The organism is Nostoc sp. T09 (genome assembly GCF_002154695.1).
Classification (GTDB): Bacteria; Cyanobacteriota; Cyanobacteriia; order Cyanobacteriales; family Nostocaceae; genus Aulosira.
The window spans coordinates 1-20,727 of the sequence record NZ_MTAV01000178.1; the positions used below are offsets into that span (position 1 = coordinate 1).

Here is a 20,727-nt window from a genome sequence, read left to right on the forward strand (position 1 = left end):
CGATGAATCCGCCAGATTTGAGAAAACGATACCAATTTTCGAGAACCTTAGGAATGTTGGGGAAAAGTACGATCGCGTAAGAACAATAGATCGCGTCAAAATCATTCGATTCAGGCTGATAAGCTTCAGCATCGACTTCAATTAACTGAATATTAGATAAGTTTTCGGCTTGAATTTTCTGCTGAGTAATCTTGAGTAATTCTGTTGCAATATCAATTCCAATCACAGAACCACTTGTGCCGACTATCTTAGCGGCTTTGATCGCAATATTTCCCGTTCCCGTTGCAACATCTAAAACCCATTGCCCAGGAAATGGAGTTGCGTAGTCAAAAAGTGCGATTGCGCGATTGAAAGTGGCATCATTATCATAATTCGTCCTAGCGTTGTAGAAATCGATAACTTCCTGTTTATAGATCATAAATAATATAAGTTTAGGAAAAGAAAAGGGCAGATCCGATAGGCCGAAAGTGCTAAATTTTCCTCTTTTGCTTACTCCATGCTTAGTCTAGAAGAACTCTTGTGCTGCATCGATGATTTATGCCAAACGAAACCGAACTCACGTTAATTACAGCGCATAAATATACAATGACACAATGCGCTAACAAGGCGTTGAGCAGTAATATGCAGGAGGCTTTATGGCAACTCTTGATCAGTTATTTTTTGCATTAAAGCTTTTCTCAGCACTGGGTTGCGGGCTAGTGGCTGGAGTCTTCTTCGCATTCTCTTCTTTCGTGATGAACGCCCTTGCCCGTCTTGAGCCAAAGCAGGGCGCTGCCGCCATGCAATCAATCAATATCACGGTGATCAATCCATTGTTTATGACGGTGCTGTTCGGAACGGCTGCGGCTTGCATCCTTCTGGTTGTCTTCTCAGCGTCAAGGTGGCATCAACCTGGTACTGTCTACTTGCTACTTGGCAGCCTACTCTATATCATCGGCACAATAGGCGTGACAATCGTGTTCAATGTGCCGCTGAACGAAGCGCTGGCGAGGGTCGAGCCGGGCAGCATTGACGGCGCAAATCTATGGGCTAGCTACATTGCCAACTGGACGACCTGGAACCATATTCGGACGGCAGCGGCGCTTGCGGCAGCTGCATCACTCACCATCGCGCTCTGCTATTGAGCGGTGCAATCTTAAAATGTAACTGAGACAACTAGAGGAAGTTGCTAAACTTGGATAATTAAGCGAACTTTGTTCCAGTCCGATAACTACAGCGATGGCAAGACCGAGTTATGGCCCAGAAGCAAAAAAGCGATCGCGGCGCTTATTAGAGGTATTGTTAGCTTATGCTAATGATGCGATCGCCTGTAGGGATGAAGCAACTTTAGATGCACTGCGTCCGCAAATCCAAACTCGTTGGCTGTCTGAAAATCGCCTAGTTGTGAGGACGAAAGTACGGTTTTTGCAAGCATTGACAAATTTGGCGTCAGGGGAAGAGCAATTAAGCGCCGAACAAATCAAAGAAGCCTTAAAGCGGTTTGCAGATTTCTTAGAAATTCTCGAAGATAATCGCCCATCTCGCGGTGGTTCGGAAACTTGGCATTTTACTCTCAAGCTATGGCATAAACGCCAAGATACAGAAGCCAACTTACAAAAATTTGATATTGAGTGGGAACATCGCCGTCCGGAGAAGTCGAAACAGATAGCGGGGGAGGATGCGGGGACAAGGGGACAAGGAGGAGAAAGTTCTTCTTCATTTTCCTTGTTATCACAACCTGATTGGCAAAAGCTTTGCTGTAATGCTTTAAAAGCGCAAAATCATCAACGGTTAACTACCAATCCTCTCACCAGTGCTGATGGTGTCAGTTTTGAACTGGATCAGGTTTATGTACCTTTAGGATTGGTGGAACGCAAACAACGCCTGCGCCAACGCGGTGATGTAATTCCGCAAGAAGGTTCGCGGTTATACGAACCAGAAGAGGCGGAAATTACTCAGACATTCAACCATGAGGAATTTCTCCAACAACTACTAGGGCAAAGACACAGCCAGCGCATTGCGATTTTAGGAGAACCAGGAGCCGGAAAAACGACTTTGCTGCAAAAGATTGCGGCATGGGTTTTAGATCGTACTGAAGATTTGCCCATCTGGATTTCTTTGGCAGACTTACAAGGTAAGACTTTGGAGCAGTACCTAATTCAAGATTGGCTACCTACAGCTTTTCGCAAGCTGCATGTTCCAGCAGAAATCGAGGAAGCATTCTGCGAACAGTTTAATCAAGGACGGGTTTGGTTGCTTTTAGATGCAGTGGATGAAATGGCTCTGGAATCTAGTCAAGCCTTAACCAAAATTGCCAGTTATCTTACAGGTTGGGTAGCAGATGCGAGGATAATTTTGACCTGTCGGCTGAATGTTTGGGATGGGGGTAAAAATGCCCTGCAATGTTTTAACACCTATCGCAACCTAAACTTTAGTTATGGCGAAGAATTTTCCTTTCGTTCCCAAGCTTCATATAACCAAGTTGGAGAGTTTATTCGGCGGTGGTTTCAAGATAACCTCGCTTGTGGAGAGAGTTTGCAAGCAGAGTTAGATCAACCGGAACGGCGACGGTTGAAGGATGCGGTGAAGAATCCTCTGCGATTGGCTCTATTGTGCCGTACTTGGGGACTGGCTCAGGGAAGTTTGCCCAACACCAAAGCAATGCTGTATGAACAGTTTGTAGAGTCAATTTACGAGTGGAAACAAGATCGCTTTCCTACAACTTCAGTTCAGCGACAGCAGTTAAATCGGGGGCTGGGAGAATTAGCATTGTTAGCCATAGCCCAAGAAAAAACCAAGTTCCGTTTGAGACACCGCTTTGTGTGCCAGGTTTTGGGTCCTCCTGACGATGGCTTATTTCAATTGGCACTACAGTTAGGTTGGCTCAATCAGGTAGGTATATCAGAAACTCAAGGGGAAAAAGTTTATGCTTTTTACCATCCCACGTTTCAAGAATATTTTGCAGCACAAGCTGTTAGCGATTGGCATTTTTTCTTAAACCATACATTAGATACTCCTAGTTACCGCATCTTTGCACCCCAGTGGCGAGAAGTAATTTTGTTGTGGCTAGGCCGGGATGATATTCCACAGGTGCATAAGGAAGAATTTATCCAAGCATTAATTGAGTTTCCTGACGACTGTGGGGGATATTATCGCTATCAAGCTTATTTTCTAGCTGCACAAGGAATTGCCGAATTTGCAGATTGCCAAAAAGCTGATGAAATTGTCCAACAATTAGTAGAGTGGCGTTTTGGCTATTGCGAGTTGAAAGGCCAAAATAAAGACCAAAAGCCGTGGAGATATCCACCACCAATTGTTGAGTGTGCGCGTGTAGCATTATTAAAAACCGATCGCCCAAAAGCGATCGCTGCTTTGGAACAATTCATCAAATCTACCCAAAACGAGTTCGACACTTGGAATGCTGCTTACAGCTTGGGAAAAATCTTCGATCCTGGCAATAAAATTGCGATCGCCGCATTAGAACAACTCGCCAACACTCTCCGCTATGAATCAATTCGCTGGCAGGCGGCATATAGTTTAGGCAGAGTTGATCCTGGTAACAAAATTGCGATCGCCGCCTTGATTGAAATTATCGAGTCTACCAAGAATGAATTTACCCGTCGCAAAGCCGCTTATAGTTTAGGAAAAATCGATGCCAACAATGCGATTGCTATCTCAACACTCAAGAAAATCGCTGAATCTGCAATTGATTCATCCCAAAAGCGACAAGCATTAGAGAATTTAGTCACGCTTTATGGTGATGAATCTCACTTTTATAGGAAGATACAAAGCAGTTCCAAAATTACTTCTCTTTCATCAGAATTTCCCAAGAATAGAAGAAGTAGCGGAAAAGAACAATCTACTCCATCAACTTATTACTCTATCAACACCAAAATTGCAGAATTAATTCGAGGTATCGCCTCATCAGAAGATGAAGATACCAAAAGACGCAAGGCTTATAAATTGGCACAGATTGAGCCAGGAAATTTAGTAGCGTTCACCACCTTATTGCAGTTAATCAAGTCAACCCAAAGTCTAAACCTTCGCAAGCGTACAGCAGATAACTTAAAAGAAATTCTGCTCAATGAACAGTTTCCAGAAGTAGTTATATCTTTGAAGAACTGCTGTTTTGATAAATTTTCTGATAATGAATTAGAACAATGCCGAGACTGTTATAAACTGATTTGGCACTGTGCAGAAAATATGGATTATTTAGACTTTTATCAAGTTTGGCATTCTTCAATCTAGCACTCCCATTTGAGTTGTGAATTTACCCATAGAAACAGGCAACAGGAAGGAAGTATTTTATTTTTGAATTACAAGTAGGGTGGGCATTGCCCACCTTACAGTTAACCTGAGTTCGATGTATTCAAAGAACCCCTCTCCAAACATCTAAAAGCAACTCTGAGAGCCTTAAAAAGCTGATGTTTCTGTTGTGACAAATTTGATTTGCTGCCCAAAATAAGAAATTGTGTGCCCCTCTCCGCCTCGGAGAGGGGTTGGGGAGAGGTTCATCGAACCCACCATACACTAAGCTGCTTCCTCTTTCAAACTTTTTGTAAATTTGCTATCCAGTAATGCGGTTGCACTTTTGCTGTCTAGAGGCTTAGAAAAGAAATAGCCTTGCCCATACTCACAACCCAAAACTTGCAATTTAGCTTGCTGTGCAGCTGTTTCTACACCTTCTGCAACTACATTCATTCCCAATGCGTGACTGAGCATAATAATTGTTTGAACGATCGCAGCATCTTCGTCTGTTTCTTCCATTCGGCTGACAAAAGAGCGATCTACCTTCAATGTGTTGACAGGAAAACGGTGTAAATAACTTAAGGAGGAGTATCCTGTACCAAAATCATCAATACTTAGCTGTAGATTTAAAGTTCTTAGTTGTAGCAGGATGCTAATTGCAGCTTCAACATCATTCATTGCTACAGATTCAGTAATTTCTAATTTTAAACTTTGTCCATTTATTCCTGTTTCCTTTAAAATCTGCTGAATATACTCCACCAAATTAACTTCAGATAGCTGATGTCCAGATAGGTTAATACTCATCATGAGTGGAGGATCGGCAGGAAATTGAGCTTGCCAAACAGACAACTGATGACAAGCTTCTTTTAAAATCCATTTACCTAAAGGAATAATCAGTCCCGTTTCTTCTGTAACTGGAATAAATTCTGCTGGTGAGACAAATCCATGCTGAGGATGTTGCCATCTCACAAGTGCTTCAAAACCAACAATTTTGCTTGTTTTTAAGCACACAATTGCTTGATAACAGAGAAAAAATTCCTGCTGTTCAATGGCTCGATGCAGGTCTATCTCCAACTGAAACCGCTTGACAACTTGGGTATGCATACCTGTGGCAAAGACTTCATGACGCCCTTTACCCAAGTCTTTAGCGCGATACATAGCTGTGTGGGCATCTCGCAGCAAAGCTATTGGTTGATAGTCGAGTTCAGTTTGATTGAAGGCTATACCAATGCTGATACTGGTAAATATCTCTTGTCCATTGTTCTTGAAAGGTAAGGACATTTCCTTTTGTAGCTGGTCGGCTACAAAAGTTACTTCGCTACTATCAGTAATATTTTTCAGCAATATAGCGAACTCATCTCCTCCAACCCGCGCTAGTATCCCTCTGTTTCCTAGGCAAGCTTTTAATCTTTGACTGACATTGAATAAGAACAGATCGCCAAATTGGTGTCCAAAACCCTCATTAATCACCTTGAAGCGGTCAATACCCAAAAATAGCAGGGCAAATCGTGATTTTTTGTGAAGTTTCGTGTCAGCGATTACCCATTCTAACTGTTTCAAAAACAGACTGCGATTGGGGAGATCGGTTAGGGCATCGCGCAATGTATGGTGTAATAGCTTATAGCCTAGAACAGTTCCAGCTGCGATCGCCAAGGCTAGGGTTGGTGCTATTAAAGGTATCCACCCCGCTTGTGTAAATATACTAAAGCAAATACTAAATAGACATCCTGCAGCGATTGCTCCAGCTACTCCTAGTAAAAGCGGATGGCGAAGTCGCCATGCAAGTAGACCTCCAATCAAAGCCCATGTCCACACCCAGAGAAACTCTGCCCATTCCGGCCAGAACCAAAATATTGATTGTCGATCTAAGGTTGTGTTCAAGATTTGGCTAACAAGTTGAGCATGAAGCAGCACTCCTGGCGTACCTGGGTTTGTAGTTTTATTTGCACTGTAAGGAGTAAAGAACAGATCCTTTAAGCTAGGGGCAGTTGTACCAATTAGCACTACCTTGTCTTTCACCCAATTAGGGTCAAACTGACCTCGCAGCACTTGTGTTAATGACACTTGTCGCGCTACTTTTTCAGGTGAACGGTAGGAAATCATCACCTGATAGCCTGCATTATCAATATTTTGATACCCTCCCGCATCAGCACTTAAAGCGGGGAATACAGTGTTACCTAATAACAGTGCATTTGACTTAACTTTTAGATCATCTCTCGACTTTCCAAGGTAGGTGAGGCTCAACTGTAAAGAGAAAGAGTAGAACTTGTCCTTCCCTTCTTGGGCATACATCCAATTTCGACGTAAAACTCCATCTGGATCAACCACAAGGTCGTTGAAGCCGATTTGTTCTGCTGGTAGTCCAGGAATGGGGGAGACTCCTTCTCCATCAGGATCAGCAAGTTTAGTAATGGTAACAACATTGGGGGAGTGAAGTTGCTCGATCAGTGCTTCATGACCTGGAGGTTGGGGAAGATTGCGATAGAGGTCTAAACCAATAGCTTTGGGCATGGCCTGTTGCAAGTTTGCTAGTACTTGAGACAGAGTTTGATCGCTAATGGGCCACTGTTTTTTAATATCAGCTTCTGTGATTGTGACTACCAATAGTCTTGGGTTAGGGCCAGCATCAGGTTGGAGGCGCACCATTTGGTCAAAGGCGACCAATTCTAGGAACTGCAACCAGCCAAGTTGTCTCATACCCATTACCAGCCCTGTAATGAGAATACTAGCGATAATAACTGATTGCCTCAAACTCAGTTTGGTAAAGGATAGATTGATTTGACGCTGACCGTGCTGAGTCGCTAAGTATACTGATGACCAGAACTTTTGGGAATATTTAGCAATCACAAAAACATGAGATTCATAGAGTGGACTTTTTTGAATTATTAAAAACTGATATCTAGGTTGTGGATGGTCTCGCAAAAAAGATGTTCTCTACTTTGGTGTCAGAGTAAAAAATTATTGCGATCGCGGTGAACCTACTTTATAGGCAATTCAGGGCTTTGTTGGATTTTGATATTCAAAAATGGCTCTTTTGCGATCGCATCTAATTTTTCTGACTTTAATAGCTGTGTCCAATTAGCAGCAAGCCTAAAATCATTAGGTTTAGTTGTTCTAAGTTCTGCTAGTGTGCCTAGTGCATCTTGCCAAAGTCCTGCTTTGGCATATAGGTTAACACGCTCGAAAGGTGATGTCTGCTCTAGCTGTTTCGTCAGGTTCGAGTTTAGTTCTACTCTTTGAATCCACCCATTCACTACAATGTCATTTGCTCTATTTTCAGGATCGCAAATCATTGACACATACCAATTGTATTTCTTACCAATAGCAAGAGGAGGTAAGGATGTAGAACCAGGCAAGCTAAAATTTATAACTCCTCCAGAATTGGTTTTGGTGAAAGTTGTCTCATAAACTGAATTATGACTCTCATCTTGTAAGACAAACTCCACCATTGCTGGTGCTGAGGTTTGGGGTAAATAGAACAAAAAGTTGGGATAGGCTTTTTTGGTGAATCCTAAATTAGTTTCTGGTACTAATGCCATTAAGCGTCCAACAGTACTAAAACACTCTCCACGTGTTCCACCTCCAATTCTTCGTCCCGGTAAACCCTCTCTTGGCTTATCTTCAGACGCCAGAACTTGCTGAGGAACTGTCCATGAAAATGCCAATAGAGATGTTAAACAGATAGCGATAAACGCCTTATTCTGCAAAATTTTATCTAGCATAACTGAGTATAGATTGAATTTTTAAATCTAGAGTTTTCCATATTCAATAAATACCCCAATTATTAGTTCAATAGTGCATTTAATTAACTTAATTCATCATATTTTTAAAAGGGACAGATTTTCAGCTAAATTACTGAAATTCGCACTGTATAACTAAAACTATACTACTCTGATTGTGATAGTTACTAGCTGAAATTCGCGCATTTTCCGCAGATACACTGATAAAATTTATATCTTCCAACTTTCAAGATGTAAGCCTGCGTAATTTTGTTCCCAGAGGATGCATCTACGGTTTAAATATAAATCCTACTGTCCTCAGGCTAGAAGTATGAGGAACTTTGAGAGATGTGTGTACACTGTAGTAGCTGGAATGGGATGGAAGATACGGACTAATCCGACAATTCAAAAATACTTCTAGAGCTACAAAATATAAAGTTTTTGTAGATTTCTCCCAAGAGTCTTGCACAAGGGTGGTGCTTTGGCAAACATTAGAGGTGAATCTAGCTGGTGAGAATATTTCCAGCTTTAGAAAAAAGGCAAGCCAACCTGTTAGCTAAATGCAAACAACGGGCAATATAGAGCCATAAGCATTAGTTCCAATTATCTTGTTCTATGAGGAGTTTCTTTGATGATTCTTCAGTGGATTCTGCAAATCAGCCATCCAAACGACATGCATTCTTAAAAAACTCTCGCAATGTGATGGAAGTGCTAGTTGTTAAAGAGGTGGAGTTGCAGATCCAATCCTTACCCACTAAAACTGCCAAATACATCAACCCATCTGAGGTAACTGCCTACGCATTAAATCGTCTTCCTGCCTTGTATGCGACTAGCAAAAGAGGTTGGCAGCGGCAATTACATCGTGGGAAAACCGAGTTTCATCAGAAAGTTGCCACGGCTGTAAGGCAGGCAATTATAGCTGTACAACAAGATCCTCTACGCGCAGAAGATTTTCTTGATTTTCAGGATGAAAATGCAGCCCTAGCTGCTTTACAAGAACTTAAAATCTTGCTTCAAGATGCAGATTTGTCTTGGGAAAACTTACCTAATGTGATTGAGCAAACATTGCTCGATACTTTGCGGGGAAGGATAACCTGGCGCAAGTCTGGTACTCCAGAGCATGAAATCTTTGACTGGGAAAAACATCCACACAATCAAAGAGGGTAATAGGATTCAGGAGAGGATTTGTAGGCAGTTTGATATCATTGCCATAAAGTTACTCCGGTAAATATCTTCATGGCGGATTGTCATAGTGAATGCTAAACCAATTTTGAAATAATGATCGGAATTATCTAGAATTTTTGTTCATATTAATTATCTAAAATTCTAGCTACAATTTATTCTCTCCTGCTGCCTATTCATATCAACATAACAAAAGATATGTGATTTCCTAGATTGCCAATTTGATTGCGCTCTTACAAAATGATGTCTTATTGAAGGCACAGGCTGATATAGTCACTCCCCAGAGTAGTTATTTGCCCTCAACTTATATTTATGCATATTAATCTCCGAAGATATTTAAAGCGAATACACATTCGTTTAATAGTATTTCTACTGGGGATATTGTTGGGGCTACTTTTTAGCCTGTTTCCCTTAGTAGGAACATTAGTTTCTGTTGCTGCCCATGATTCTTCACCGCCATTGATGGTTGAGGAATTATCCAATACAGCACAGCAAGAGCAGCAGGGTAGACAATACTACGAGGCTGGGCAGTTTTTGGCAGCAATCAAAATCTGGCAACAGGCTTTACAAATTTATCAGTCACAAGAAAATCGGCTCAACCAAGCTAGAGTCCTGAATAATATTTCATTGAGTTATCAACAACTAGGACAGTGGTTGGAAGCTTCTCAAGCAATTTCTGCCAGTCTAAAATTATTACCCGCAAAAGGTAGCAGCACGCCAACAGAATTAACTGTCTTGGCTCAAACCTTGAACACTCAAGGAAGTCTAGAGTTAGCTACTGGCAAATCGGAAGCAGCGCTAGCAACTTGGCAACAAGCAACTGCTACCTATACTAAAGCAGAGAGTCAGATAGGGGTAATTCGCAGTCTGATTAACCAATCTCAGGCTTTGAAGTCCTTAGGATTATACCGTCGAGCCTTATCTACTCTGACTCAGGTAAACCAAATCCTCCAGAAACAACCTGATTCTGCAATTAAAACTGCTGGCTTACGCAGTTTGGGTTCTAGCCTGCGCTTAGTGGGAAATTTAGAACAAGCAAAGCAGGTTTTGCAACAAAGCTTGGCGATCGCGCAAAAGTTACAATCTCCACTAGATATTAGTGCAGCATTGATCGATTTGGGAAATGTATCTCGTGCAAACCAAGATTCCGAATCGGCTTTAGCTTTTTATCAACAAGCTACAGCTATTGCACCCTCCCGAATTTTGAAAATGCGATCGCAATTGAATCAACTGAGCATTTTACTCGATCGCCAACAATGGACATCGGCTCAGACAATATGGAGTCAAATTCAACCTCAACTAGCTAATTTACCTTCTAGTCGTGGGGCGATTTATGCCCAACTTAACTTAGCCCAAAGTCTGATTCGCCTCCAACAAGCTAATCTTCCCGATGCTCCCACTACGACAAGTATTGCCCAATTAGTGGCGAATAACCTGCAACAAGCAAAAACTTTGGGAGATCAGCAAGCAGAAGCTTATGCACTGGGTAAACTTGGCAGGCTTTACGAGCAAAATCAGCAGTGGAAAATTGCCCAAGAACTGACTCAGCAAGCGCTTGTACTTGCTCAAGCTATTAATACACCAGAAATTGCCTATCGTTGGCAATGGCAGTTAGGGCGACTTTTGAAAGTACAGGGAGATATGCAAGGAGCGATCGCAGCCTATACTCAAGCTGTAAATACTCTACAATCTTTGCGTACCGATCTGGTTGCGATCGATCCAGACATTCAATTTAGTTTTCGAGATAGTGTAGAACCCGTCTACCGGGAACTAGTCAGTTTGCTTCTCAAACCTGACAACTCACAACCTAGCCAAAAATCTCTCACCCAAGCCCGTCAAGTTATTGAGTCTTTACAATTAGCAGAACTGGATGATTTTCTCCGCGAAGCTTGTTTAGATAAAAAATATACTCAGATCGATCAGTTAGATCCTTTGGCAGCAGTGATCTATCCCATCATCTTGGCAGATCGATTAGAAGTAATTCTCAGCTTGCCGCAACAACCGCTACGCCATTATGCTACTGTTTTGCCAGAGAATCAGCTAGAAAGCCTTATAGAGAAACTACGCAAAAATTTAGTCATTCGCTCCAAACAAAACTTTCTAACGTTATCTCAACAAGTATATGACTTGCTGATTCGTCCAGTAGAAACCGAGTTAGCGACAAGTGGCATTAAAACCTTAGTGTTTATACCAGATGGTGTATTCCGAAATATTCCTATTGCAGCACTGCACGACGGAAATCAATATTTGATTGAAAAATACAGTATCGCTTTAACACCAAGTCTACAGTTACTACCTCCTAAACGGTTGCAACAGCGAAACTTTAAAGTACTGAGTGCTGGCTTAACTGAAGCACGACAGGGCTTTTCTCCTTTAGATTATGTGGAAGCGGAACTAAAGGAAATCAAATCGGAAGTATCCAGTACGGTGCTTTTAAATCAGGAATTCACCAGCAACAATCTCAAAGATTACCTGAAATCTTCTTTTTTCCCCATTGTCCACATTGCCACCCACGGCAAGTTTAGCTCGAAGGCAATGGAAACATTTATTTTGGCCTGGGATGAACGAATCAGGATTAATGAATTAGATAATTTACTACAGATACCCGAACAAAAAAAGCGACAAACAGTCGAACTGTTGGTTCTTAGTGCTTGTGAAACTGCAACAGGCGATAAACGTGCTGCTTTAGGTTTAGCTGGAATAGCTGTTAGAGCAGGAGCTAATAGCACTTTAGCAACTCTATGGTCTGTCAATGATGAGGCCACAGCCAATTTGATGCGTTATTTTTACAAGAACTTAAGCAGCACCCAACAAACTAAAGCAGAAGCTTTACGCCGTGCCCAAATAGCTCTTTTAAAAGATCCGCAATATGAGCATCCAGTTTATTGGGCACCCTATATTTTAGTTGGGAACTGGCTTTAAGGAGAAATCATATCATCTCTGCTAAATTAATTACTGATGATATATCATTGCGGGAACGAACTGAAGTGAAGCAATCCCAGCACTCTTGCAATTGCTACCCTACAGGAAGCCGCTTCGTGTCTACGCTTCGCTCGCAATGACAATTTAAAGGGTCTAGAAGAATTGAAACCCATGTAGACAGGACTTATGTATACACCGTAGCCTTTTAGGAGAGGTAGGAGAGGTTTGTCGAATTCACGTTAAAATAGTAGCCATTAGTTATGCTTGAAGCCCGATGAATATCAACATTGATATACCTGATGAGGTGCGCGTTTATCTTGAGGCACAAGTAATGACAGGTGCCTATAACAGCATTAGCGAATATTTTTTAGATTTAGTGCAGCAAGACCAAAAACGCAAGGCACAAGCAAAGTTGGAAGCTCTTTTACTCGAAGGTATTGATTCTCAAGGACAGGAAGTAACGCCGGAATATTGGCAAAATTTGCGTTCTACGGTTTTAGGTCAAAACAGTATGGGGAACCCGAACGACGCATGAACTTTCGGTTAATTGTCAAAGATCGGGCAACGCAAGATTTGCGACAGTTGGCAAATTATATATTGGTCAATGGTAATGCTGATGTAGCTGTTAAATTTTTAAATGCTGCGGAAGTGACTTTTGAACAGTTGGTAAAAACCCCTGGTATGGGAAAATTAACGCAGTTTGTGGTGTCAAGATTGGGTGAAATCAGACAATGGCGCATCAAAGATTTTAAGGATTATCTAATTTTCTATCGTATTCAAGATACTACCATTGAAATCTTGCGGGTATTTCATGGAGCAAGAGATTTAGCAGATGTACTTAGCGAATTAGAAGAAGAATTTTAACCCAAAATCAGAACCTCCCATCCGCATACCAATGGTTCTATGGCAAATATAACTACGGACAAATAGCAACTAATGGCAGTGCATCCTAAAATAATAGACAGGATTTAGTGTGGCATCTATCTGCCGTTTTGATACCAATGACTGAGCAACGTGATGCTGATTCATTATCAAGTGAATCTCAAGGCGATCGCTTGGAGTCGGAAACTCTGCCCAAGGTGAAACCTGCTGATGATTCTTGGCAAAATCGGATTGCTGATGTTTGGCACAAGGCAACACCTCGCCTAGTGCAATTATTACCCGTAGACCAAGTAGCACAGACGATTGTTAAATGGTTTAGTGTCAGCGAAACTCAGATTGCAGAGATTTTAGAGACAGTTCGAGCAGAATTGCCAACTACTGAAGCCCTGTTAATTGGTAAACCCCAAGCTGGTAAAAGTTCGATTGTGCGGGGATTAACAGGAGTTTCTGCTGAGATTGTTGGTCAAGGATTTCGCCCTCACACGCAACATACCGAGCGCTACGCCTATCCTTCTGATGACCTGCCTTTGCTGATTTTTACGGATACGGTGGGATTAGGAGATGTCAAGCAGGATACTCAGACAATTATTAAGGAGTTGGTTGGAGATTTAGAACAATCAACTCGCAGCGCCAGAGTTTTGATTTTGACTGTTAAAATTAACGATTTTGCCACTGACACATTGCGTCAAATTGCTGAGGATTTGCGTCAGCAGTATCCGGATATTCCCTGCTTGCTGGTAGTTACTTGTTTGCATGAGGCGTATCCTCCAGGTACAGCCGATCATCCGGCTTACCCGCCAGATTATGAAGAAGTTAATCGAGCCTTTGACGCGATTCAGGAGGATTTTGCTCGATTATGCGATCGCTCTGTTCTCATCGACTTCACTTTAGAAGAAGATGGCTATACTCCAGTATTTTATGGCTTAGAAGCATTTCGAGACAACTTAGCCGAACTACTTCCAGAAGCCGAGGCTCGGGCAATTTATCAATTGTTGGATCGAGAGGAAACTGGTAAGCAACTTGGCAACCTCTACAGAGATACAGGACGCCGTTACATTTTGCCCTTTGCGATCATGGCAGCTACAGTTGCAGCTGTACCATTGCCATTTGCCACCATGCCAGTGCTAACTGCTTTGCAAGTATCTATGGTAACTGCGTTGGGCAACTTGTATGGGCAGACTTTGACACCATCGCAAGCAGGTGGAGTTGTGAGTGCGATCGCAGGTGGTTTTCTAGCTCAGGCGATCGCACGGGAGCTAATCAAATTTGTCCCTGGTTTTGGTAGCGTGATTGCTGCATCTTGGGCAGCTGCTTACACCTGGTCGCTTGGTGAAACAGCCTGTGTATACTTTGGTGACTTGATGGGTGGTAAGAAACCCGACCCGAAAAAGATTCAGTCTGTGATGCAAGAGGCTTTCAAAGCAGCACAAGAACGGTTTAAGGGAATTAAGCGTTAAGCAATTTTTATCAACGAGATTTCACTTAGTCTGAAAGATATTCTGTACCATTTTTTTATCTAAATTATTAGCAGCTTGATCGAGTGCTGCTATCTCGCCAGAATCCAACTGCCAACTCAAAGCGCCAATATTCTCTTGTGCCTGTTTCACAGTCTTCGCGCCAGGGATGGGAATAGTTCCTTTACTGATGCACCAGTTAATTGCTACCTGCGACATAGTTTTATTCCTAGATTGTGCGACCTCTCGTAAACAGCCTAAAAGCGGGTCGATACCTGGCAATAGCTGCCTAAACAACAAACCACGAATGCCTTTGGGATAAGGCCCTGTCTTTGAATATTTTCCTGTCAACAGCCCCAATCCCAAAGGACTATAGGCAATAAGTTTAATCCCCAGGCGATCGCAAACGTCTTTAAGTCCTAGTTGGGTAACAGGATATGTAGAGAGCAGAGAATATTGAACTTGCAAAGTCGCGATCGCCACACCTCGTTCGCTAAACTTTTTATGCACACGTTGGAGACGTTTAGGGCCGTAATTGGATAATCCTACAGCCTTGACTAATCCTTGCTCATAAAGGTCAGCCAGTCCATCCAAAAGCCTCTCCTCTTGCCAAGGAGCATAGTTTGCCGTAGACCAATGCATTTGCACTAAGTCTATATTTCTTCCCAAGCGTTGGGCAGAAGCTTTGCCAGCTTGTAGCATTGATTGGCTTGTCCATCTCCAGGGGTAAGCAGCTAGCTTAGTGGCAATGCAAATTTTTTCTGTGTTGATACCTTGATATTCTCGAGAAAATTTTCCTAGAAGTATCTCACTGCGTCCCTTCAATCTGCCAGTGCCGTAAGAATCACCCGTATCAAATAAAGTCACACCGTTGCTAACACAAAGGTTAAACACGGCTTGCAACTCATCATCCATGCTTTGATCGTATCCCCAGAGCAGCTGGTTTCCCCATGCCCAAGTTCCACAGCCCATAGTTGGGAGCGATAGTTCCTGGCTAATCTGCATATTTATCCCTGAAAACAAGGTTTCTCAAAGTTCATTATCAGGCAATTGGGCACTATCCTTAGCTGTTGGGATGGTCAGGGAAAAATGATTGGGGTGTAGCTCTTTGAAAACACCGCGTGCTACATTTGTATTACAAAGCCCTACTGCCATCTGCCTTCTTCACATATCGACCTATTTTGAAGATATTTAAGCGATCGCTCAACAATTAAATCCTAAATTTTGTCTAATCCGATGCTCCAAGCTAAAAATAAAGATAATTATTTGTATATTTTTTTACTTTTTTCTTATGACTGCTAACTCTCCCAACCGCGTTGAACAGGTGGCGCGAGAAGATTTAGTCATGTTTATCAATGCTTGTCTTGCCTGTACTGGACAGCGTGAGTTTTATGATGATGCTTATGGTCAGCGAGTATCAATAGACTTTTTGCATGATTATATTCTCGGTAATTACCGCTTGCTTTATGCTCGTTCCTTGGCAGCAGGGATTAACCATTTCAACCAAGCGCAAATTATTCTGAAGCTGTTGGCAACGGGGAAGAATACACTGCCAGAAAATAAGGCAGAGGAAGGTGCATTAATTGCCCATGCGCTCAATGCTTTGCCACCACAACGCGCTTGGGGTGTGTTGCAGCAGTTGCGTCACCGACGAATTAACAACCGCCGCAGTCGGGCGATCGCACGTGACTATTTACAGCAACGGCGTGATATGAGTTTTGATGCGGTGAAGTATCGTCCCAAGGTGCGGGCGATCGCAGCTCATGCGCACCTCAAACTTCAAGGTGAATTGGGTACTTTTCTCTTCCGTAACTGGAAACAAAAGGTTTACACAACTGAATTATTTGAGAAATTTCGCCAAGCACACTATAGTGCAGAAGCGATTTACAATCTACCTTTTACCGTTGCCGAAGGATTGGCAACTAAGCACAATATTAAGCGCGATGTGTTTTTAACCCGAATTCAACAGCAGATGACTGTGGGTGAAAAGTTGCGTTTGCAAGGTGCAGCGGAACGTACTGAGAAGGTGGAAATCGATTTAGATTTAGGACGCTTACCTTTAACTAAGTTGGCATTGTATATCCTGTCATTGCCATTGGAAACTAGACAACAGCAAAGGGAGATTTTTAATCAAGCTTTAGAGCGATCGGCGCGTTTCGTGCTAAAAAAAGCACCTTTAAAACTCGGAAAAGTTGCAGCAGTTTTAGATTGTAGCTACTCCAGTTTTGGGTCGAGTGAAAAGCGCCGTCGTCCTTTGGGCGTAGCTTTGGCTACACACTACTTATTGCAAGCAGCATCAAAGGAATATCGTCCTTTTTGGACAATACCCGTAGAAGACGCTTTGCAAGTACGTCCCCACGGACAAACTGACTTAGCAACACCATTGTTAGCAGCTTTGGGTTCTGGTGCAGATTTGGTTGTGATTGTCTCTGATGGTTGCGAAAACTATCCGCCCAAAGGTGCAGCAGAAGTATTGCGAGTATTTCGTACTAAGTTAGATCCTTGGCGACGGACTTCGATCATTCATTGCAATCCTGTGTTTAATTCTGAAGATTTTTCTTTGCGTAACCTCAGCCCAACGATCCCTACAGTGGGATTGAGAGATGCAGAAGATTTACCAACCATGCTAGGCTTTGCGCGCTTTGCTGATGGTTCTGCACCTTTGTCTGAATTAGAAGCATATTTGGCTGAACGAGTGCAACAAATGTTGATGGAAACATGAAAGGTAAGCCTTTGAGGTCGGAAGTTGAGCCTTTGAAGTCGGAAGTTGAGCCTTTGAGGTCGGAAGTTGAGCCTTTGAGGTCGGAAGTTGCGCCTTTGATGTCGGGAGTTGAGCCTTTGAGGTCGGAAGTTGCGCCTTTGATGTCGGGAGTTGCACCTTTGATGTCGGAAGTTGCGCCTTTGATGTCGGAAGTTGCGCCTTTGAGGCCGGAAGTTGAGCCTTTGAGGCTGGAAGTTGCACCTTTGAAGCGGAAAGTTGCGCCTTTGAAGTCGGAAGTTGCGCCTTTGAAGTCGGAAGTTGCGCTTTTGAGCAGAACAACTACATCTTTTTTGTCTCACGCAAAGACACAAAGGCGCAAAGAAGAGGGTAAAAGTGGTTCTTTTGTCTCTAGTAGCGTGTGTTGTCGCGTAGCGCAACGCACCGTCAACAATCCAAGGTGCGTTAGCCTACGGCGTAACAGTACAAACTTTACTAGCTACTCGATATAAATTCTGATTCTTAAATATGGCAAGCAAACAGAAGTTATTAACAGATATATCCTTAAAAGGTTTAGAAATTGCACCTTCCCAAATACGAGGCGCAGTCCGCATTGTACCGCTACTACGGCATCAGGTGCGGGGAGATTTACGTTTAGTGCGACGTTCTTATAACGAAGATATAACTATTGTTTCCTTAGAAGGGAAAACCGCGGAAGCAGGGATGAAATATTACTCCTATGTGCCCCACGGTTTAGTAATTTCCTGGAGTGAGGATGGTAGCCCCATAGCCACATTTGGCGGACAGATGCTAAAGCCTGACGGTAAGCGTTTGGATTGTGGTTGTGCAAGCGTGCGGTTGATGCATCGTATGGCCAAGCGCGAATCCAAGAATCAATTGAGATTTCTTCCTCTACACTTGGCAATGGAAGGTTTTCTTTCGCTGTTTTTCTCAGGCCCGGATATTGCTTGGAGTGAGTATTCTAAGTATGCCCTTTCTCACGGATTGGGTTCGCGCTTTGAAATGTCTGTCAGTGGACGTTATATTGCTGGATTAGAAGACGCTTTGCGAGTATTTGAGATTCATCCTAGACAGGTTGGAGTGTTGGTATTTGTTGCCGAAAATTTAGCATCGGCTTTTGTGGTTCCTACCCCAGAAGACTATCGGGCTTTGCACACCAGTTTACTAGAGGACTTCTACGGCGAGTTGATTTACGAGTACAGTCTGATGTTCGACACGACTTTTCCAATGGATGTAGCTGTAGATGAGTCTAAAATTAAGAGTTTGGCAGATTTGAGAAGTGCGATCGCTAAAATGCGATTCGATTGGGCATCTTTTCAAGGATTCATGGCAGAAGGACTGTTGCAGCGCCAGCTGCGTTCTCAGAGAGTTTACACTGCTGGCCCATTTGTCCTGCAAAGATTTATCACTAACCTGCTTCCCAAAGAAGAAAATCATATTGGGGAAGCGATCGTTCGGGAAAATGGAGAACTGGAGTATCTGAAAACTTATCGCCTATCAGCCGCCCAAACCCGTCGAGTTTATTTACTCAGTCAGCTAGATTTGTATCACTGGAACCTGGATGCTACAGCTAAGGCGCTTGGTAACACCCGTGAAGAGTTTGTGCTGCGGTTGGAGACATCTGGCTTTGGCTATTTAATGAATCAACAAGTACGAGATGCGGCAAGGAAAAAGGCTAAAAAATGAATCATTGGGCATTGCTTATTTCCTTTTGTGCTTTTTCATGCATACTGCTGGAGTTGAACTAAATCACTAACTGCCTTAGCTAATTCATCTAAGTTAATCGGCTTGTGCAGATACTTTTGATAACCTGCTGAAAGCGCATATTTCCGATCCTCATCCATAATATAGGCGCTGAGTGCGATCGCTGGGGTTGTTCTAGCTTGCTCTAAGTCAAGTTTTTTGATTTTCCGCAGCAGAGAATAGCCATCTTCGTCTGGTAGGCAAATGTCGCTTATTAAAACATCTGGTTGGAAGCATGAGATTATTTCTAGAGCTTCGCTCGCTGAAGTGGCTGCTATAACCTCAGCCCCATCCAATTCAAACAGGATGGTGAGTAGCTTTCTTGTATCAAGGTCATCATCAACAACAAGTAAGCGTAGTCCCTTAAATGAAATGGGTTTGTTAAACATGATTTCGACCATAGTGAAAGTTTAAAATAGGAGTAGCAATTACATCCAAATGCACTGCTCATCTGAACAGGAATTTAATACATACTCATATTAAAGTTAAACGCACTCAGAAGTAGATGTCTGTCCTATTTCGCACATACAAATAAAAACATATTTATCTATGCGTGCACACAGCCAAATCGCCCAATAACCGAGTAAATTCGGCTTTCACTGTCTGGTAACACTCGCAGGATGTGGCTTCCAAAGCCTTTCTATCCAAGATAGTAATGTGACCGCGGTGGTAGCTGATTATTCCTGATTGGCTAAGGATACCAGCAGCGACAGTAACACCAGAACGGCGTACACCCAGCATTTCAGCAATAAATTCTTGAGTTAGTGGAAACTCTTGAGATCCTATACGGTCAGAAACTTTCAGCAGCCAGCAGGCCAACCGCTTCTCCAATCTATGACGCCGATTGCAGGCTGTTCCTTGGGCTAGTTCGGTAATTACAGCTTGTACGTAGCGCAGCAGGAGTCTTTGCAGAGATCCACCCCGAGCAAATTCGGTTTTGAGCACATCTGCATTTATCCGCACACCATAACCTGAGACTTGCACAATAGCTCTTATGGATGAAATATTGTCTCCCAAAATTATCGGAATGCCAGCCATACCTTCATGACCCACTAAAGCCACTTCTACTGTAGAACCATCATTCATCATGGTAAGTAGAGAAATTATTGCCTGGTCAGGGAAATAAGCGTATGCGATCGGTTCTGCTATTTCGTAAATAACTTGTTGATTTGAGAGCCGAACTATCTGCAAATGAGGCACAAGACGTTCATATTCTGCGGCAGGCAAAGCTGCAATTAGCTGATTTTTTGAACGTGTTAAGGTATTATCTACTGACATTAGGAGCCTCCTTAATTTATTGCCTGTAGAAAAGTTCACTAAAGGCACAAAAAGAAAATTAAGTATCTTTTCTTAATGTCAAGAGATATATTTTCTAAAGCAAAATTATTTATGTAACTTGAGTAAATCGCCCACTCAAAGACACAGTATATTGTACCTCTATAATTGATTTTTTACTTTCTTAGCCATAGCTTTAGTTTTAATTATACCTTACTTAATAATTTATCAATCATAAGAAATATAATTATAAATACAAAAAATGTGAGAGAAATACTATTAATAATTTAATGATTCTTTTTACTAAAGCTAATTTAAATGTAAAAAATAATTGTTTATAAAATCACAGTTTATTGTAACTATCAAACTTAAACTCAGCTAAAAAACTAGATTTGTATCAAAGTTATGTATATGCGATCGCAACTTCACTCGGGTGCATCCACTTTCGGCAAATAGCCCCTCAGGCTAGAAGTTTGGGCAATACGGTTCGGTTAACGTTTTAGTATTTTGAGATCCCCCCAACCCCCCTTAAAAAGGCTACGGTGTACACACAAGTCTTAAAATTCAACCTAACGCTTGGTTTCGTCGTCTAGCTTTAGGTTGT

The 20,727-nt window shown here is 42.3% G+C and carries 16 protein-coding genes; 10 read left to right on the forward strand and 6 right to left on the reverse strand.

Features of this window, described 5'->3' with window-relative positions; translation table 11 throughout:
• Positions 1-418 (reverse strand): class I SAM-dependent methyltransferase (locus BV372_RS29265; protein WP_143845372.1); only part of this gene is annotated, 418 nt, incomplete at its 3' end.
• A gap of 217 nt (positions 419-635) precedes the next feature.
• On the opposite strand from BV372_RS29265, the gene BV372_RS29270 reads away from it, so the two are divergent.
• Both BV372_RS29270 and BV372_RS29275 read left to right on the forward strand, forming a co-directional pair.
• The gene (locus tag BV372_RS29270) at positions 636-1,124 is read left to right on the forward strand and encodes a DUF1772 domain-containing protein (RefSeq protein WP_086690157.1); all 489 of its coding nucleotides are present in this window, start codon (positions 636-638) and stop codon (positions 1,122-1,124) included.
• 94 nt (positions 1,125-1,218) lie between these two features.
• Complete coding sequence (locus tag BV372_RS29275; protein WP_086690159.1) at positions 1,219-4,227, forward strand: HEAT repeat domain-containing protein; 3,009 nt, start codon at positions 1,219-1,221, stop codon at positions 4,225-4,227.
• Between the two features lie 282 nt (positions 4,228-4,509).
• On the opposite strand, the gene BV372_RS29280 is transcribed toward BV372_RS29275, so the two are convergent.
• Positions 4,510-7,149: an EAL domain-containing protein gene (locus BV372_RS29280; RefSeq protein ID WP_256973530.1), complete on the reverse strand. Its 2,640-nt coding sequence runs from the start codon at positions 7,147-7,149 to the stop codon at positions 4,510-4,512.
• Positions 7,150-7,205: 56 nt separating this feature from the next.
• Complete coding sequence (locus tag BV372_RS29285; protein WP_086690161.1) at positions 7,206-7,949, reverse strand: DUF928 domain-containing protein; 744 nt, start codon at positions 7,947-7,949, stop codon at positions 7,206-7,208.
• Between the two features lie 639 nt (positions 7,950-8,588).
• On the opposite strand from BV372_RS29285, the gene BV372_RS29290 reads away from it, so the two are divergent.
• From BV372_RS29290 to BV372_RS29310, 5 genes are all read left to right on the forward strand, one after another.
• Positions 8,589-9,113, forward strand: coding sequence for a late competence development ComFB family protein (locus BV372_RS29290; protein ID WP_256973531.1), 525 nt, complete (start codon positions 8,589-8,591; stop codon positions 9,111-9,113).
• A 327-nt stretch (positions 9,114-9,440) separates the two neighbouring features.
• Positions 9,441-12,050 (forward strand): CHAT domain-containing protein, encoded by a 2,610-nt coding sequence (locus BV372_RS29295; protein WP_086690165.1) that lies wholly within the window; start codon positions 9,441-9,443, stop codon positions 12,048-12,050.
• Positions 12,051-12,324: 274 nt separating this feature from the next.
• Positions 12,325-12,585 (forward strand): transcriptional regulator, encoded by a 261-nt coding sequence (locus BV372_RS29300; RefSeq protein WP_086690167.1) that lies wholly within the window; start codon positions 12,325-12,327, stop codon positions 12,583-12,585.
• Positions 12,582-12,914 (forward strand): type II toxin-antitoxin system RelE/ParE family toxin, encoded by a 333-nt coding sequence (locus BV372_RS29305; RefSeq protein ID WP_086690169.1) that lies wholly within the window; start codon positions 12,582-12,584, stop codon positions 12,912-12,914. Before BV372_RS29300 ends, BV372_RS29305 begins: the two co-directional genes overlap by 4 nt.
• 137 nt (positions 12,915-13,051) lie before the next feature.
• Positions 13,052-14,389: a YcjF family protein gene (locus BV372_RS29310; RefSeq protein ID WP_086690171.1), complete on the forward strand. Its 1,338-nt coding sequence runs from the start codon at positions 13,052-13,054 to the stop codon at positions 14,387-14,389.
• A gap of 21 nt (positions 14,390-14,410) precedes the next feature.
• On the opposite strand, the gene BV372_RS29315 is transcribed toward BV372_RS29310, so the two are convergent.
• Complete coding sequence (locus BV372_RS29315) at positions 14,411-15,391, reverse strand: aldo/keto reductase (RefSeq protein ID WP_086690173.1); 981 nt, start codon at positions 15,389-15,391, stop codon at positions 14,411-14,413.
• A 286-nt stretch (positions 15,392-15,677) separates the two neighbouring features.
• Here BV372_RS29315 and BV372_RS29320 point away from each other — a divergent pair, with 286 nt between their 5' ends.
• The 3 genes from BV372_RS29320 to BV372_RS29330 are packed head-to-tail and all read left to right on the forward strand — an operon-like array spanning position 15,678 to position 18,791.
• Complete coding sequence (locus BV372_RS29320; protein WP_086690175.1) at positions 15,678-17,108, forward strand: hypothetical protein; 1,431 nt, start codon at positions 15,678-15,680, stop codon at positions 17,106-17,108.
• Complete coding sequence (locus BV372_RS29325) at positions 17,105-17,596, forward strand: hypothetical protein (protein ID WP_086690177.1); 492 nt, start codon at positions 17,105-17,107, stop codon at positions 17,594-17,596. The genes BV372_RS29320 and BV372_RS29325 overlap by 4 nt, the downstream gene beginning before the upstream one ends.
• Positions 17,597-17,612: 16 nt before the next feature.
• Positions 17,613-18,791 (forward strand): hypothetical protein, encoded by a 1,179-nt coding sequence (locus BV372_RS29330; RefSeq protein ID WP_086690179.1) that lies wholly within the window; start codon positions 17,613-17,615, stop codon positions 18,789-18,791.
• A 35-nt stretch (positions 18,792-18,826) separates the two neighbouring features.
• Here the strand turns inward: BV372_RS29330 and BV372_RS29335 are convergent, their stop codons facing one another.
• Positions 18,827-19,237, reverse strand: a complete 411-nt coding sequence (locus BV372_RS29335) for a response regulator (protein WP_086690185.1) — start codon at positions 19,235-19,237, stop codon at positions 18,827-18,829.
• A gap of 154 nt (positions 19,238-19,391) precedes the next feature.
• A complete protein-coding gene (locus tag BV372_RS29340; protein ID WP_086690181.1) occupies positions 19,392-20,126 on the reverse strand; it encodes a Crp/Fnr family transcriptional regulator in 735 nt (244 codons plus the stop codon).
• Positions 20,127-20,727 lie beyond the last annotated feature (601 nt).